12 protein-coding genes are annotated in these 15,267 nt (G+C 43.6%); 10 read left to right on the top strand and 2 right to left on the bottom strand.

Going from position 1 to position 15,267, the window contains the following annotated elements:
* Window positions 1-17: 17 nt before the first annotated feature.
* Complete coding sequence (locus JK628_RS12270; protein ID WP_202284834.1) at window positions 18-659, top strand: bifunctional 4-hydroxy-2-oxoglutarate aldolase/2-dehydro-3-deoxy-phosphogluconate aldolase; 642 nt, start codon at window positions 18-20, stop codon at window positions 657-659.
* A 94-nt stretch (window positions 660-753) separates the two neighbouring features.
* On the opposite strand, the gene eco is transcribed toward JK628_RS12270, so the two are convergent.
* Complete coding sequence (gene eco, locus JK628_RS12265) at window positions 754-1,335, bottom strand: serine protease inhibitor ecotin (protein WP_202284832.1); 582 nt, start codon at window positions 1,333-1,335, stop codon at window positions 754-756.
* Window positions 1,336-1,965: 630 nt separating this feature from the next.
* Here eco and dmeF point away from each other — a divergent pair.
* The 4 genes from dmeF (at window position 1,966) to JK628_RS12245 (ending at window position 6,607) form a co-directional block, all read left to right on the top strand.
* Window positions 1,966-2,934 carry a CDF family Co(II)/Ni(II) efflux transporter DmeF gene (dmeF, locus tag JK628_RS12260; RefSeq protein ID WP_202289805.1) on the top strand — a complete coding sequence of 323 codons (969 nt, stop codon included), beginning with the start codon at window positions 1,966-1,968 and terminating at the stop codon, window positions 2,932-2,934.
* A 28-nt stretch (window positions 2,935-2,962) separates the two neighbouring features.
* Complete coding sequence (locus JK628_RS12255) at window positions 2,963-3,382, top strand: MarR family winged helix-turn-helix transcriptional regulator (protein WP_202284830.1); 420 nt, start codon at window positions 2,963-2,965, stop codon at window positions 3,380-3,382.
* 449 nt (window positions 3,383-3,831) lie between these two features.
* Window positions 3,832-5,460: a phosphoethanolamine transferase gene (locus JK628_RS12250; RefSeq protein ID WP_202284828.1), complete on the top strand. Its 1,629-nt coding sequence runs from the start codon at window positions 3,832-3,834 to the stop codon at window positions 5,458-5,460.
* Window positions 5,461-5,563: 103 nt separating this feature from the next.
* Window positions 5,564-6,607, top strand: a complete 1,044-nt coding sequence (locus tag JK628_RS12245) for a GGDEF domain-containing protein (RefSeq protein WP_202284826.1) — start codon at window positions 5,564-5,566, stop codon at window positions 6,605-6,607.
* A gap of 55 nt (window positions 6,608-6,662) precedes the next feature.
* On the opposite strand, the gene JK628_RS12240 is transcribed toward JK628_RS12245, so the two are convergent.
* On the bottom strand, window positions 6,663-9,362 hold the full coding sequence (locus JK628_RS12240; RefSeq protein ID WP_202284824.1) for a bifunctional acetate--CoA ligase family protein/GNAT family N-acetyltransferase: 2,700 nt from the start codon (window positions 9,360-9,362) through the stop codon (window positions 6,663-6,665).
* A gap of 282 nt (window positions 9,363-9,644) precedes the next feature.
* On the opposite strand from JK628_RS12240, the gene JK628_RS12235 reads away from it, so the two are divergent.
* Genes JK628_RS12235 through JK628_RS12215 form a run of 5 tightly spaced genes read left to right on the top strand, consistent with a single transcriptional unit; the run spans window position 9,645 to window position 15,264 of the window.
* Entirely contained in the window at window positions 9,645-10,649 is a 1,005-nt protein-coding gene (locus tag JK628_RS12235; RefSeq protein WP_237524006.1) for an AAA family ATPase, read from the top strand.
* Window positions 10,650-10,678: 29 nt separating this feature from the next.
* A complete protein-coding gene (locus tag JK628_RS12230) occupies window positions 10,679-11,704 on the top strand; it encodes a DUF58 domain-containing protein (protein ID WP_202284822.1) in 1,026 nt (341 codons plus the stop codon).
* Window positions 11,701-12,417, top strand: coding sequence for a DUF4381 family protein (locus JK628_RS12225; protein WP_202284821.1), 717 nt, complete (start codon window positions 11,701-11,703; stop codon window positions 12,415-12,417). Before JK628_RS12230 ends, JK628_RS12225 begins: the two co-directional genes overlap by 4 nt.
* Complete coding sequence (locus tag JK628_RS12220) at window positions 12,410-13,504, top strand: vWA domain-containing protein (RefSeq protein WP_202284820.1); 1,095 nt, start codon at window positions 12,410-12,412, stop codon at window positions 13,502-13,504. The genes JK628_RS12225 and JK628_RS12220 overlap by 8 nt, the downstream gene beginning before the upstream one ends.
* Entirely contained in the window at window positions 13,504-15,264 is a 1,761-nt protein-coding gene (locus tag JK628_RS12215) for a vWA domain-containing protein (protein WP_202284819.1), read from the top strand. Before JK628_RS12220 ends, JK628_RS12215 begins: the two co-directional genes overlap by 1 nt.
* Window positions 15,265-15,267 lie beyond the last annotated feature (3 nt).

Here is a 15,267-nt window from a genome sequence, read left to right as displayed (position 1 = left end):
TAAGGAAGAGTAACGCAATGCTTGAGAATAACTGGTTAATTCAACCACAAGATATTTTTGCTCGCAGCCCTATTGTTCCTGTCATGGTGATCAATAAGATTGAACATGCAGTGCCATTAGCTAGAGCACTTGTTGCTGGTGGTATTAGTGTTTTAGAGGTGACTTTACGTACTGACTGCGCGTTAGAAGCCATAAGTAAAATAGCAAAAGAAGTGCCAGAAGCACTTGTTGGAGCCGGTACTATTCTAAATGAAGCGCAGCTCGCACAAGCTGTTAATGCCGGAGCTCAATTTGTTATAACGCCTGGTGCAACAACGGATCTACTAAAGGCCGCAATGGCTGGCACTACACCACTAATACCGGGTGTGGCAAGTATCTCTGAAGTAATGGAAGGCATGGCGCTTGGATATAAAAACTTTAAGTTTTTCCCTGCAGAAGCGTCAGGTGGTGTTAATGCACTTAAAGCCTTTTCGGGCCCATTAGCGGATATTCGTTTTTGCCCAACCGGTGGCATCACACCAAGTAGTTATAAAGACTATTTGGCGCTTAAAAATGTTGATTGTATTGGTGGTAGCTGGATAGCACCGACTGATGCGATGGAGCAGGGCGATTGGGACAGAATTACTGCTTTATGTAAAGAAGCCATTAGTGCTCTTTAATTGTCATTAGTGTTAGCTTGCCTTAGGTAAGCTAACACTAAGATATAATGCAAAAAAGCTACCTTAGGGTAGCTTTTTGTTTATGTGCTTTATGTTACTTTGCAGTATCACCTGAATAAGAATAAGCTGATTCAACTTTCCAGATCCTATAACGTACTTGGCTATTTTCTGGCAGGTATATCACCTTAGGTAATCTACTGTCATAGCGAACCTTCAAATCCGTTGTAATAGCGAGGAACTTCTCTGTTAATGCTTGATCAAAACAAGCCATCATTGTGCTCGGACCTGCAGATATGCTCTCTACTTCATAATAGCTATAACCCCAGCCCTGTACCGTTTTTTGAATAACCTCTCCTGAAAGACCATGCTTATTGCAATCGACCATTTTGGTTTGGCCGATTTGGATCTCAAGCATGTAGTCACTTTCGTTTTCTAGTTTATCCAGTGTCAATATATGTTGAATCTGGCCCTCTTTTGGTGCCGGAAACATTTTTGAGCTTTCTTGTGATACGTAATCAGTGGCTGAGAAATGTTGCGCGTTTACCATCTGTTGATTGGTTCCGTCTGGGTGCTGAGGTGAAGTCGCATTGGCTGAAAAAGCACAAATAGTAAATAGAAGACCTGAAGCCAGCGTAAAAGAACATGCTTTTTTATTTGTAAGTGAGTTAAAAATCATAATATCTCCAAAATAAATATAAGGTGTGCTTGTTTGATATGTCTCTATAAACGGTATTAAAACCTAAAAGGGTTAAAGGTATCCTAATTAATTTTAAAATAGACAAAACCTTAAGATATCAACGTAAAAACAATGGAGTACACGAGGGCTAGTCAAAATTTATATTAGCTCCCTTGGTGCTAACTGTCTAAACAATGGTAAATCCACTTCAATTCACCTCTGCGACTATATATTAATGCGGCATGAGTTTATCACTTAACCAGTCCAGCTTAATTTCTCTAATATCACACTAGAGTCATTATCCTTTACGGTAAAGAGCCGAACAAAAACTAGGCTGTTAAGAACAACGGCTTCTAAGTCTTTTGGAGCTAGATCACATGCTCTCTGTTTTCCAGTTGTTTGCATATAGCAAATAAACGATTATAGTTTGATTATCAAGATATATGAAAGTCAAATATTGTTAATTTCAAAATAGTCGTGTATCAAACATAATAAGTCTAAGAAATTAAAGATTGTCATGAATTTTAGCAAGATCGGCGAATACAAATCTGTTTGTATACAACACCTGTAATGAATGACTAAAAATAACTCATTAGAAGACAACGAACGTTGCATAAAGGTATGGGAATGATGGAAAACGTAGAAAAATTACGCCAACAATGGGCGCACCAGCATAACTTTGCTGCTCACAATAATAGTGGTGAACGTAATACTGCTATTGTGTTGTTGTTGACGGTAGTGACAATGTTTGCTGAAATTATTGCCGGCACCATATACGGGTCAATGGCGTTACTCGCAGATGGTTGGCATATGGGAACACATGCAGCAGCTTTTTTAATTACGCTGTTTGCATACCGTTATGCCCGTAAGCATGCCAACTCTCCAACCTATTCATATGGAACGGGTAAAGTCAGCGTTTTGGGCGGTTTTACCAGTGCTGTCGCGCTAGGATTAGTGGCGTTAGTCATGTTGGTGGAGTCAGGGGTTCGGATCTTTAATCCACAAGACATTCATTTCGACCAAGCGATAATGGTTGCGGTTATTGGCCTCATCGTTAACGTCGTTAGTGTCTTCTTGCTCAAGGATCATCACAGTCATGATCACGGACATAGCCACGCTCATGAGAATAGTCATGAACACTCACATCACCATAGCCATTCCCACGGTCATGAAGATCATAACCTTAAAGCGGCATATTTTCATGTACTGGCGGATGCACTGACTTCATTATTGGCTATTGGCGCGCTGTTAATGGGTAAGTATGTCGGCCTGAACTGGCTTGACCCATTAATGGGCATCGTGGGTGCTGTGATCATTTCACGCTGGGCATGGGGACTAATGAAGCAAACAGCGCCGATTTTACTCGATGCCAGTATGAAGCAGAAACAGTTAACTGAAATTAAACAGCTTATCGAACAAGAGGGTGATTGTTTGGTTGATCTGCATGTCTGGAAAGTTAGTGCTGACCATTATGCTGCAAGTTTAATTGTTGTTAGCGAAAGTGGTGCAAACAGTGACCATTTCAAAGGTAAATTGGCACAAATTAAGACATTAAGTCATGTAACCGTTGAAGTGCACATGGCCAGTCAGGCACAATAAGCCTGAAACCGCTAAGGAATATTAATTAATGAAAAACCAAGACGATCATTTAAATCATGCCATTATCGAATTTTATGAGAAATTATCGTCTTGGGAAATGGCCGTAGTCAAAGATAATGGCTTTAGTTTGCCCCAAGTTCATACTGTTGAAATACTGGGGCTAAATGGCCCTATGCGAATGAAAGAACTCGCGGAAAAAATAGGGGTCACTACCGGTACGCTAACTGTACAAATCGATAAAATGGTCAAAGCAGGACTCGTGCTGCGTCGTGCACATGAAACTGACCGGCGTTCAATATTGGTAGAATTAACCGAATCAGGACAAGTGATGTTTGAAGAGCACGACAAACTACACATGCAACTAACTGCAGATCTGACGGTACAGTTTTCTGAGGCGGAACGCGCGCAGATGTTAGACTTTTTTAATCGTATTAATAAAGAGTTCTAGTAGGGATAGACATTCCAAAACTTTATATCCAAACCAGAGTTTCTGCTCAGGCTATCAATCCTATTTAGTGTGCCTAACCAAATTTTAATCGACCCTCTAGGGCCACTGCCACTTTACTCCAATTTTTTACTCGCTATTTTTACCCTCCTGTAAAACCCGATGAACTAATGGGTTGTTTCGTTGCCTATAACTTCGTACGCAGAATTCTCTTCAAATACTGTTACGTTTATTGTGTTTGATGATGGCAAGTAGATTTTTTCCAAAACAAATGGCTGAAGTATTCATCCCGCAAAAAACAAATGTTAATATGTGTCGAGCCTGTAACGTATTCGCAAACTTAGTTACAGTAGAGTGTAGCCATGAGTGTTAATTATAACCTCACCGATTAAGTCGAAGTTGGCTCTGCACGTTTAGTTTATCAATCCAAAATAATAAGAGAGTGCCATATTGTGTTATCGCGTATAAAAAGCCTTAGTAGTATTCAGTTCACTGTCATACTGGCACTTTATTATGTTTGTGTTCTAAATATTCCTTTTTTCCAAATAGTAAAACAGGGCGTAGATAAGCAAGCTGATGTGAATCTTGTTTTTATTGCGACTATCCCGCTATTTCTGATCTTTGCACTTAGCTTCTTATTCAGTATTTTTTCGATTAAATATTTAGTTAAACCCTTTTTCATCGTGTTAACACTGATGTCGTCGAGTGTGTTTTTTGGCGCGTTACAATATGGGGTGGTGTTTGATTACGGCATGATTGAGAACACTGTTCAAACTAACTCTGCCGAAGCGGCAACCTATCTGAATTGGGCTTCAGTCGTTAATTTTATTGCTACGGGTGTGATACCAGCCTTGCTGATCTACAAAGCTAACATCCAGTTTAAGCCATTTACTAAAGAGTTGTTACATAAACTGGCATTTATGGCGGTAATGCTGATTGGCATTGGTGTTATCGCTGTTTTTTTCTATCAGAACTATGTCTCTTTTGGCCGCAATAATGACATTATTAAGCGTCATATCATTCCAACTTATTTTGTTGGCTCCACTGTAAAATATATCAATGTTAATTATCTACAAGAGCCGATTGAGTATAAGCAGCTTGGGCTCGATGCTAAAAACACCACAGACAAAGCAAACGGGAAACCTAATCTAGTGGTCTTAGTCGTGGGCGAGACGGCTCGAGAGATGAACTTTGCTTACTACGGCTATGATAAACCGACCAATGCGCACACCGAAAACCAAGGTTTGTTCGCCTTTAAAGATACGAGTTCATGTGGAACGGCGACAGCTGTGTCACTGCCTTGTATGTTCTCGCGGATGGATAGAGAAAATTACGAATCAAGACAAGCCAGGGCGCAAGATAGTGCTATTGATGTGCTTAATCATGGTGGAATAGCGTTAGATTGGCTGGATAACGATAGCGGCTGTAAAGGCGTTTGTGACAATATTGACAGTATTGTTATCGATCGCAGTAGTGACTCAGAGCTTTGTAACGGACAGTACTGTTACGACCAGATTTTACTCGATACACTCGATAACCGTCTTAACAATATCGAGAGCAAAGATAGTCTATTAGTGCTGCATGTTATTGGCTCTCATGGTCCAACGTACTATTTGCGTTATCCACAAGAACATCGATTTTTTACGCCAGATTGTCAGCGCAGTGATATCCAGAATTGCAGTGATGAAGAGCTGATGAACACTTATGATAATACCATTCTCTACACTGATTATATTGTGTCAGAAGTGGTTGAAAAGCTGAAAAAACAGAGTGGTAAGTTTGATACTGCGATGCTTTATATTAGCGATCATGGAGAGTCGTTAGGTGAAAGTGGTATGTACCTGCATGGCGCGCCTTACGCCTTTGCGCCTGAAGAACAAACCAAAGTCCCATTTCTAGGTTGGTTTTCTAAAAGTTTCGCCAAGCAAAATAGCTTAAATCTTACTTGTTTAGCGAAAGAGGCTGCACGGGGTGGCTATTCCCATGACAACCTCTTTGATAGCTTATTAGGTTTGATGAACGTTAGTTCCGAGGTTTATCAACAAGATAAAGATATATTTTCACATTGCCGACAGAATTAATCAGTCAAAAGTGTTAAAAAAATGATAAAAGAGGATGGCAACATCCTCTTTTTTGTTTATTGTATTGATAAGTTAGAGATTTACACAGAGGGATGGGAACTTTATGGATATTGCTAAACACTTGTCAGAGACAGAGATTTCTGCGCGAATTTTACGGCATGCGGTTCCTAAGATGTCAGAGTTAAACATCCCAGTCACACCCAACAACTATTCTGTATGGTATGAATATTACTTAGGTATTAATTTGGATTTGAAGCGGGCAATCGACGGCCTGTTGGCGAACGAAGTCAGCTTTACTACCGACGTGTGCGATGGCTTATTTACCACTTATATCCAACAGAACTCGCCAGAATTGATGGAGCATGTGCAAATAGAGACGCAGATGCTAATCAATAGTCTGTTGTCTAAGATCGCAGGCATGAGTCAGGGTAATATAAAGTTTTCTACCTCACTGCAAAAGTTTGATAAAACGCTGAAAAATAATCCAACTCCAGAGGTATTACAAGACATTGTCGATGATATTGCTACCGAGCTTGATGGTATTATTAATGCCAATATAGCGATGGATCAGTCCCTAACGAGTATCAATCAGGAGGTCGGCGCGCTTAAGAAAGAGATGCTAGATCTCCGCTCCGTCGTTATGACTGATCAGCTGACCTCACTCAAGAACCGCCGTGCTTTTGACGAAGAGGTGATTAGTCATATTGAGACTTTCAATCAACAAGAGATTAAAAGTAGCTTGTTAGTTGTAGATATTGACCATTTCAAAAGATTCAACGATGTACATGGCCATTTAATCGGTGACAAGGTGCTAACTTATGTGGCTCAGGCACTAAAACAGAGTGTTAAAGGCGATGATTTTGTCGCGCGCTATGGTGGTGAAGAGTTCGTCATTTTACTGTCTAATACTGGTATTGCCGAAGCTAAAATAGTTGCTGAAAATGTGCGTAAAAAAATAGCTCAGCGAAATCTCACCATTGGTAAAGAGAAGAAAATGCCATTAGGGAATATTACCGTTTCAGTAGGCTGTGCATCACTAAAATTAGAGGACAGTAAAGACAGCTATTTCATTCGCGCCGATGAAGCCTTGTATCGTGCAAAGTCTGCGGGTCGTAACCGTGTTATTACAGAGTCTGAAGTCAGTTAGCATCGCCTATGATTGGGCTGCACTGTGACAGCCCAATTGTTCATGTTGTTAAGTGTTAATGCTTAGGCTTTAAATCCATGTGCATTTTAATTAGACGCTCCTCCATATCAAAGGTGACTGTAAAGCCTAAATGTTTGGCTAGACTCGCCATATTGCGGTTTTCAAACAGGGTAAATCCAGTCAACACCTCAGTACCGTTATTCCTGTAATAGCGGATCAGTTTTTCAAGCAGCAATTTACCCAGCCCTTGTCCTTGATGGTTACTTCTAACTGCCATCGCAAATTCAGCTTCAGTGTTATCGGGATCGATAGAAGCTCTAATCGCACCTAAAGTAATATCCTCACCATCTTCACCTTTGCTGGTCGCAATAAAGGCCATCTCACGGGCGTAATCAATCTGGGTGAGTACCGCCATCTCTTCATGGGTCATTTTTGAACGAACACCAAAATAGCGCTTATATCTATCTTCATCTGACAGTGAATTATCAAACGCTAAATGTTTAGGTTCATCCTCCGGTAAAATCGGTCTCAACATTACTTGTTGGCCATTTTTGAGGCTGGCGAGTTGCTCAAGCTCTTTAGGATATGGAGAGATCGCTAAACGACTAGCGTTGTCGATTGGCTCTTTATGCAGCTGGATATTTACATCCAAAAGCGTGATCGATGCTCCTGCACATAAAACAGGGTTAAGATCTAACGAGGCAATTTCTGGGCAGTCGATAATTAAGTGCGAAATTTGCGTAAGCAATACACAGAGGGCGTTCATGTCTAGACCAAGTGGTAGGTGCCTATCTTTAAGCTTTTTGGTTTTAAGTGCTTGGATCACCATATAGCGAGCTAAGGTCATGTTTAGCGGGGGCAACGCTACCGCCGCATCTTTGGTGGGTTCCCACTCTGAACCTCCTTCACCCAGCAATATGGCTGGACCGAAAACAGGATCATTAGCCACGGCGACTCGAATCTCTTGTGCTCCAGCTGTTAGCGCCATTCTTTGGACTATTAGCCCCTCAATTCTGGCGTCCGGATTAAGCGAAATTACTCGATCAATCATGGCTTGTGCTGCATGTTCAACTTCTTGATCGGACGTCAGGTTGAGCATTACCCCATGTACGTCGGACTTATGGTGGATATCGGGCGACTGCACCTTTAACGCCACGGGATAGCCTGCTTGCTTGGCCAAGGCAACCGCTTGCTCTGGGCTACTTGCAAACCAAGTATCAATTGTTTTAAGGCCATAAGCACTGAGAATGCTGCGGGATTCATGGGTTTCTAAAATTGTTTTACCTTGGCTTAATGCCTGTTGCAGCTTTTCACGTGCCAACGCGGTGTTAGCCGGAATATTGTCAGGAATAGACAGCGGTACTTCCTGCAGTAATTTTTGATTGCGACGGTATTCTACCATGTGCATAAATGCACCGACGGCGCCTTCTGGTGTACGGTAGGTTGGGATCCCGGATTGGGAGAAATATCTGCGTGCAGCGTAAGCTGAATCTTCACCGCTCCAGTTGGTTAAGATATTGACTCTATTCTTATTGGGGTGTTTAGCGATGGTAGCGGCTATCGCTTCTGCGATTTGTACACTGTCTCCTAAAGCCGATGGAGAGTGTAGAATCAGTATGGCATCCAAGTTATCGCTATCCATCATTATCTCAAGCGATTGGGCATATCTTTGCGCATCGGAATCACCACCGATATCGACAGGGTTTTGTCCAGACCAACTTGTGGGTAATAGGGTATTTAATCTTTGATAAATACCGGTAGATAATAGTGGCAATTTACCGCCACCTAAAATTAATTCATCAAGGGCGAGTACCGCGGGGCCGCCGCCGTTGCTGATGATCCCAAGACGCTCCCCTTGTAAAGGTGCAGAATGGGCTAATGTCTCTACCGCAGCAAAGAGTTCGATTAAGTCATTGACTCGTAGCATACCTGCACGCCTGAAGGCCGCCTCGTACACCGCATCGTTTCCAGACACGCCGCCGGTATGCAGTTTAGCGGCATTGGTACCTTCAGCGCTGCGGCCGGATTTAATCACTAAAATAGGCTTGTTTCTGGATGCAGCTCTAGCCGCAGACAAGAAAAGACGTTTTTCGTTAACCGAATCGATATACAGCATAATGGCGTTGGTTCTCGAGTCACGGCCTAAATAGTCCAGTAGCTCATCAAAATCGATATCGTTGGCATCTCCCAGCGAGATAAACGATGAAAAGCCAATCCCCTTATTATTAGCCCAATCTAAAACAGTGGTACAGATAGCAGCGGATTGAGACACAAATGCTATTTTCCCTGGCAGTGCACTGGTGTGGGCTAAGCTGGCATTAAGCCCTATGTTGGGCATGATCATCCCCAGACTGTTGGGGCCCAAAATCCGCATACCATAACGGTTGGCATTTTGCTGCATTTGGGAAAGCAGGCTAATGCCATCTTCGTTTAACTCATCACCCATACCGGAGGCCATCACTATGGCGACCTTACAGCCAAACAGCGCCAAGGTTTCAATAATGGCAGGTACTCGACTGGCGGCAGTACAGATGATGGCTAAGTCTGGTTTCAGCGGTAGAGCGTGGATATTTGGATAAGCCAACACCCCCATTACCGCTTCATATTTTGGCGTCACCGGCATTATCGGCCCTGAAAAACCACCAGCGAGTAGGTTTTTCATCAGCACATTCCCCGCTCGTTTCGGGTCGTTAGAAGCGCCAATAATCGCGACTGATTTTGGTTTGAAAAGGTTATGAAGGGTACGTTGGCTCATGAACTTATCCGCTAAGTCAGTATGTTATGAGTGTACATGAGCAGATTGAATTTGCCATAAGAGTTTAGTCTCGAATGGCATCTATTTGGGCTTAAATTGTGTTCAATCAAACTCCCTGCTAGTCGTTAAGTGATAACGAGTTGAGTCAGTTTTGAGTACAGTCATTTACTGCCTGTGCGATTGAAGTCAAATAACAGCAGTTTCAAGTATTTTTGCGAGTTTAGCCATCATTATAGGCGGCCTAAAATGTTGCTCTAAATTGAAATTGATATGAGCATCTCTGTGAATTTATCTCAAAAAGCCGTTAGTCATCTATACACATCGGTTTGCAAAAGTGTTGTTGGTCAGGAGCATGTGGTCAAATCACTCATTATCGCGCTGTTGACCCGGGGGCATGTCCTGCTAGAAGGCTTACCAGGCACCGCTAAAACGCGTTCAATTAAATCACTCGCAGATTCGATGCAAGCAAGTTTTGGTCGGGTACAATTTACCCCTGACCTATTACCATCGGATGTTACCGGAGCTGAAGTATATCGTGAGGTTGCTGGCAAACCACAGTTAGATTTTCAAGCTGGTCCTATCTTTAACAATCTTATACTGGCAGACGAAATAAACCGAGCTCCGGCAAAGGTTCAAGCCGCTTTGCTTGAAGCAATGGCGGAGGGAACAGTAACCTCCGCTGGAAAAACCCGTAAGTTGCCTGAGCTTTTCTTAGTGTTAGCAACACAAAACCCGGTTGACCAAGAGGGCACCTATCCTCTGCCTGAAGCACAAATGGATCGTTTTACCCTCAAAGTGAATGTGGCCTATCCCGATAGAGAAGCAGAGCTGGCGATCATTAAGCTGGTTAGGCAAGAGGAAAGTGAAATTGAGCATACTGCGGAGGAACGCTCAGTACCGCACGTGGCTGAAATTAGCGCAGTGACACCAGCAGATATTATAGCCGGGCAGCGAGAGCTGGCTGATATCTATATTTCGCCAGTGATGGAAAGCTATATTGTCGATTTGATTATGGCTACCCGTAGCGGCGCTCAATACAGCAATGCATCGTTTCCAGATTGGATAGAAGTCGGTGCCAGCCCAAGAGCCAGTATTGCGCTCGATCGCTGCGCTAGGGCTAATGCCTGGTTAGATGGCCGCGACTTTGTCTGCCCTGATGACGTGCGTGCTGTGCTGCATAGCGTATTGGGTCATCGTCTGAGCCTAAGTTATGACGCTGCTGCACATGGGATCAAAGCTGAACAGGTTGTTGACGACTTGCTTAAACATGTCGCCTTTGGATTGTAATTAGTGGGCTCAATAATGGAAAGTGAACAGTGAGTAACCAACAGGCCAGCTCTACTCAAACGAGTGCTAAAGCAAGTATACAGCCTAATAGTAAGCGTGCAGCAAAAGCTCGTCTGTTAGATCCTCGGCTCTACTGCGAACTTAAATCACTTGTAGCACTCAAGCCTGCGGCAGCAAAGCTATCGTTTCTAAAAGGCCGCTTTCGTACCAGTAACCAATCGGGTCGCCATAATTCAAAGGTACGGGGCCGCGGGCTCAATTTTGAAGAGCTTAGACATTATCAAGACGGTGACGATGTGAAAAACATGGACTGGCGTACCACGTTACGCACAGGTAAAGCTCATGTTCGCGCCTACAGTGAAGAGAAAGAGCGACAAACACTCATCGTGGCGGATCAGCGCAGCTCGATGTTCTTTGGCTCGCAACACGCGATGAAATCGGTTGTCGCGGCTCAACTGTCGGCATTATCTATTTGGAATATTTTACAAAGTGGTGACCGCGTTGGCGGCATGGTGTTTAATGATCATGATTGTCAGTATATCAAGCCGAAGCGTAGCGCTGCTAACGCACTCGTTTTCTGTCAAACAATAGTCGATGCTAATCAAAAACTTTCAGCCGAAACCATTGCTACAGATAGCGAATCTACACTCAATAAAATGTTATTACGACTCAATAAATTGGTACTACGCGACTCTAGCATAATTTTAGTTAGTGATTGGCATGGGTTCAATGCAGCATCGCTGATGTTACTCAAGCAATTACAACGCGCTAACGATGTTGTTCTGGTGTACGTGCATGACAAGCTAGAGCGTGAACTACACAGTATTAAACACTTGGTCGCTAGTGACGGACAATCGCAACTTGCAATGGATCCGCAGCAGATCAAAGATCGCGCGCCTTCGTTTTATCAGCATTATCAAAGTGAATTCAAACAAAAGCTTGCCGAACTAAATCAGCTCAGCCAGAGCCAATTACTGCCAGTCATTGACATCGACACCGATGGGGATGAATTAAGTCAATTTCGCGTGGCACTTAGTTGGGGGAGCTCTTCATGAGCACGGAAAATCAACTTAATCGCGTTATAGAACAAAATGATTTTACCTTCGGTAATCCAGTCCTGCAGCTCAATGAGTTTATAGGAATAAGCCAGCCTAAAATGACCGCTTTTTTCCCACAAACCTGGGGCTGGTGGCTGTTGTTGCTATTAACTACTCTTTTTGTGAGCCGCTTCTCTTATCAACGTGTTCGCTATTGGTATAGCAATCGCTATCGTAAGCAGGCCGTCAAACGGATTTTATCCTATAAAAACCAGCCGCTAGAGCGCTTCTCATTATTGCTGCTACAAGAGATCAAACTAGCGATCGCAACTGCTTATGGTAGCGACACAGAAATTGACCTGTCAAGGCTTACGCTTTCAAAGCAGGCACTATTGAATCCAGCGTTATCAAAGCGAGGCGTTAACGCAACTGCCCCTATTTACTCAGCTTTTGGCGGTAATGCCAATAAAAGCGTAATCGTTACCCTCGCGGCAATAGAGGGACAGGCTTTGTTGCTATTACTTGATCTGACGGCAGAGCATCAGTGCGCATTTAACACATCCTTAGGGGATGCATGGCTTCAAAGTTTGCTATCGAAGATTGATGACAAACAAGCCGCTGTAGCAATGCAGGGCAACCTTATCGATCAGAGTTGTATTTGGCTAATGCATCATACTGCTGCTTTACCTATCGCTTTGCAGATATCTATGGCGGAGCGTGCAGATGCTTGAATTTAGTTATCCCTTAATGGCGCTATTATTGCCGTTACCTTGGTTAATAAACTACTTTGTACCAGCCTTTAAGGTTAAACAAGCTGCCATAAAAGTGCCGTTTTTTAATCTTATAGCAGCGCTGCTGAAAGCGAGTCCGAACTCGGCGTTGCAATATTTAAAGCCGACTCGATGGCAACAGTGTGCGTTAATTTTCGTTTGGGTTTTGCTCGTTATCGCTATGAGTAAACCGGTTATGTTGGGAGAGCCGCAAACTCGGCAGCAGATTGGCCGCGATTTGATGGTCTTGGTCGATCTATCTGGCTCAATGGAGACGGCAGACTTTTCTATTCAAAGCGATGCTAACAATCGTAGTGGCAATACTAGTCGAAGTAACAATAGTCAAAATAGCTTTGAAAACATTTCAAGGCTTGATGCGGTAAAGCGTGTACTGAATGATTTTGCTGAGCAGCGAGAGGGCGATCGTCTCGGTCTTATTCTCTTTGGTGATGCAGCCTATCTTCAAGCCCCATTCACCTCAGACCATAAGTCTTGGCTTGAGTTACTCAATGAAAGTCAGGTTGGTATGGCGGGACAAAGCACGCATATTGGCGATGCTCTCGGCTTAGCAATTAAACTGATGCAAGCAGGTGTTAGTGATGATATTAATTCAACGCAAAAAGATAAAGTGGTTATTCTACTGACTGATGGAAATGATACTGACAGCTCAGTGCCGCCGATTGAAGCGGCAAAAATTGCAGCGAAGAAGGGGATAAGAGTACATGTTATCGCAATGGGCGACCCATTAACGTTGGGTGAACAAGCGATGGATATGTCGATTATTGAGGGCATTGCAAGGCTTACTGGAGGCCGCGCATTTCAAGCTATATCGACGACTGAGCTCGCTGCTGTCTATCAACAGATCAGTGAATTAGAGCCTGCTAATTTCGCCAGTTTCACTTATCAGCCCAAACAGAGTGTGCATTACTTACCCATTGCCGCTGCCATCATTATTTATCTAATTACCTACTTAGTCGTTTTCTTCCTTCGTTTGCTTCGATCATTAAAACTATCGAGACTCAAGAGTGATAACCAGGAGGAGCTGTAATGGATTTTTATAACTTAGCCTCACAGTTCCATTTTCTTAGGCCCTACTGGCTACTACTGTTATTGCCTTTTGCGGTATTTTTGCTGCTATATGTTCGCCGCAAACCCAGTTTAAAAACTCAAAAATCTGCGCTGCCAGTCCATCTTGAAAAAGCCCTTAAAATTGGCGATGCAGGATGGCGTAAAGGTCTACCCGTCACATTCTGGGCGCTTGGTTTTACCTTAGCAATGATCATTGCTGCCGGACCTACATGGCAACGGCAAGCATCACCTTTCGGTGAGGACAATGCGCCACTTATCATCTTGCTCGACGTGTCAGAGTCTATGCTGCAAACCGATCTACAGCCATCAAGACTGCAACGTGCGAAACAGAAAATAGCGGACCTGTTAGCATTGCGAGAAGGCGGCAGTACGGCGCTGGTTGTCTATTCCGGCAGCGCCCATATCGCCATGCCACTGACAAAAGATAATGCTGTATTGCTACCGTTATTAGACGCCATCTCGCCAAAAGTGATGCCACGTAAAGGTAAGTTTGCCGAATATGGCTTAGCGGAGATAGATAAGCTACTACTCGACAACGATCTACCCATAGGCGCGGCTAGCGTACTTTGGATAACCGATGGTCTTGGTAGTGACAGTGCAAAAGCGATCATTGACTACTTTAAGCTGCCAAGAAAAATGGCTGCGGACAGCCTGCAAGCTGAGGGTGAACGTCTGTTGCCACCATTGCAGCTGATCATTCTTGGTAGCGGTGATGAAGATAAAACAGCAGAGATCCCATTTCAACACGATGAGCTCAAATTATTAGCGACTGCAGCTGGTGGCCATTATCAACAAACTAGTGTCGACAATAGTGATGTGAGCAGTATTAATCGTGAAATAGCGCGTAACGTCATCATAAACAGCGATAGCGCCGAACCATGGAAAGAGATGAGCTACCCGCTCGTGTTTGTACTGGCAGCTATCTTTTTGTTGTGGTTCCGCAAAGGTTGGACAGTGCAGTGGTGTTTTGTGGGTATATTGATGTTGGCCACGCCACAGCCAAGTTTTGCTAGTGGAATTGCGGTGCAGGCAGCATTTTCCAGCAACACAGTGGCAGTTGTAGCCGCTGACACCGAGCTCAATGGTGTAGGAAGGGTCCAGCAACGATTAGTCAATGCCTGGTACAACGCGTGGCTTACCCCAGAACAACAAGGGCAAATGTATTTTGCAAATGGGCAATATTCAAAAGCCGCGGCACAGTTTACCGATCCGTTATGGAAAGCAACGGCTTTTTATATGGCAGAAGATTTTAAGAGGGCGCAGATCTACTTTATGCGCTCTGATACAGCTGAATCGTTATTTGGCGCAGCCACCGCGCTTGCGCATCAACGAGAATACATTGCTGCTCGGAATCTCTATCAACAAGTGGTGCATCGATATCCATCGTTTGTGCCGGCGCAAACTAATCTACAGAAAATCCAAAAGATCATTGACGATATAAACCGTCAAAGTGAGAGCCAAGCCAATACCGAAAATGAAGCTTCAAAAGAGCTGGGTGACGAACCGCAAACGAGTGACGGGGCTGAAGAGAAAGTATCTGCAGAAATGTTAGTACAACAAACTTACACCGCTGAGCAACTTCTTGCGGATGATGCGTTAACCCAAGCTTGGATGAAACGGGTCGAGGGCGATCCGAGGCGCTTTCTTGCTACCAAGTTCAGCCTACAACTTAATCAACGTAAACAAACCATTTCTAGTCCGTCGACTTCAAATGACTAGGAG

The sequence above is a fragment of the Shewanella sp. KX20019 genome, from assembly GCF_016757755.1.
Lineage (GTDB): Bacteria > Pseudomonadota > Gammaproteobacteria > Enterobacterales > Shewanellaceae > Shewanella.
Note: the sequence above shows the minus strand (reverse complement) of the source record. Positions and strands in the feature narration are given on the sequence as shown.

Bases quoted from the DNA above. Each gene is read 5' to 3' on its own strand.
- JK628_RS12270 (WP_202284834.1), top strand. From the start codon at position 18: ATGCTTGAGAATAACTGGTTAATTCAACCACAAGATATTTTTGCTCGC.
- eco (WP_202284832.1), bottom strand. From the start codon at position 1,335: ATGATTTTTAACTCACTTACAAATAAAAAAGCATGTTCTTTTACGCTG.
- dmeF (WP_202289805.1), top strand. From the start codon at position 1,966: ATGGAAAACGTAGAAAAATTACGCCAACAATGGGCGCACCAGCATAAC.
- JK628_RS12255 (WP_202284830.1), top strand. From the start codon at position 2,963: ATGAAAAACCAAGACGATCATTTAAATCATGCCATTATCGAATTTTAT.
- JK628_RS12245 (WP_202284826.1), top strand. From the start codon at position 5,564: ATGGATATTGCTAAACACTTGTCAGAGACAGAGATTTCTGCGCGAATT.
- JK628_RS12240 (WP_202284824.1), bottom strand. From the start codon at position 9,362: ATGAGCCAACGTACCCTTCATAACCTTTTCAAACCAAAATCAGTCGCG.
- JK628_RS12225 (WP_202284821.1), top strand. From the start codon at position 11,701: ATGAGCACGGAAAATCAACTTAATCGCGTTATAGAACAAAATGATTTT.
- JK628_RS12220 (WP_202284820.1), top strand. From the start codon at position 12,410: ATGCTTGAATTTAGTTATCCCTTAATGGCGCTATTATTGCCGTTACCT.
- JK628_RS12215 (WP_202284819.1), top strand. From the start codon at position 13,504: ATGGATTTTTATAACTTAGCCTCACAGTTCCATTTTCTTAGGCCCTAC.